The 1143-nt window shown below is 75.0% G+C and carries 1 protein-coding gene; it reads left to right on the forward strand.

Annotated features, from left to right (window positions below; genetic code table 11):
* Positions 1–158: 158 nt before the first annotated feature.
* The coding region (locus H5J30_RS34735) for an MMPL family transporter (RefSeq protein WP_181791786.1) at positions 159–1143 on the forward strand (985 nt) is incomplete at its 3' end.

Consider the following 1143-nt stretch of genomic DNA (forward strand, 5'->3'; position numbering starts at 1 on the left):
CCTCCGGGGCCCGGAGCCCCTCCCGGGTCCCGCCGGGCCTCCCTCAGCTGCGCCGGAGCCCTGCCCGGCCCGGCCCGTTCCAAGAGTTCTCCAAGTCGCCTGCAAGCGCCCCTCGCGACCGTGTGCCGGAATCGAATGGATCTGCCCAAGGAACGGTCATGACGCGACTGCTCGGCCGCCTCGGCGGCGTATGCGCGGCGCACCCCTGGCGGACGATCTCCGCCTGGCTCGTCGCCCTCGCCGCCTTCTTCGCCCTCGCCGGGGCGTTCGGCGGCACCCTGCACGACGACTACCGCGCGGACGGCACGGCCGCCCAGGCGGGCACCGACTTCCTCGCCGACGCCTTCCCGGAGATGTCCGGCACCAGCGCGCGCGTCGTCGTCCACAGCGACTCCGGCGACGACCTGCCGGCCGATGTCCTCGCCGAGGTGCGCCAGCGGCTCACGCGCGTGGAGGGCGCGTCCGTGGTGGACGAGCCGGTGCTCTCCCGCGACGGCGACACGGCGCTGTTCACCATCAGCTACCGCATCGAGATCACCGACATCAAGGGCACGGACGGCACCGACGCGCTGCGCGCCGCCGCCGAGCCGGCCGAGGCCGCGGGCCTGGACGTCGAACTGGGCGGGCAGGTACCGGAGAACGTCACCAAGCCGGCCATCACCGCCGAGCTGATCGGCATCGGCGCCGCCCTGGTCATCCTGCTGTTCGCGCTGCGCTCGTTCACCGCCGCCGGGCTGCCCCTGGTCGTCGCCATCGGCGGCCTCGGCGCCGGGTTCGCCGGCATCACGCTGCTCTCCGCCGCCACCGACATCGGCACCATCGCGCCCACCGTCGCCTCCATGGTCGCCCTCGGCGTCGGCATCGACTACGCGCTGCTGCTCGTCGGCCGGCAGGCGGAGGGGCTGCGCGCCGGCCTCTCGCCGCGCGCCGCGGCGGCGGAGGCGACGGCCACGGCGGGCGTCTCCGTGCTCATCGCGGGCGCCACCGTCCTGCTGTCCCTCTTCGGGCTCCGGCTCAGCACGATCGGGGTGTTCGCGTCCTTCGGGTACGCGACCTTCTGCACCGTCATCGCCGTGATGGCCGCCGCGCTGACGCTGGTGCCCGCGCTGTGCGGGCTGGCCGGGCACCGCGTCCTGCCGCGGG

This window comes from Streptomyces phytophilus, from assembly GCF_013870535.1.
Lineage (GTDB): Bacteria > Actinomycetota > Actinomycetes > Streptomycetales > Streptomycetaceae > Streptomyces > Streptomyces phytophilus.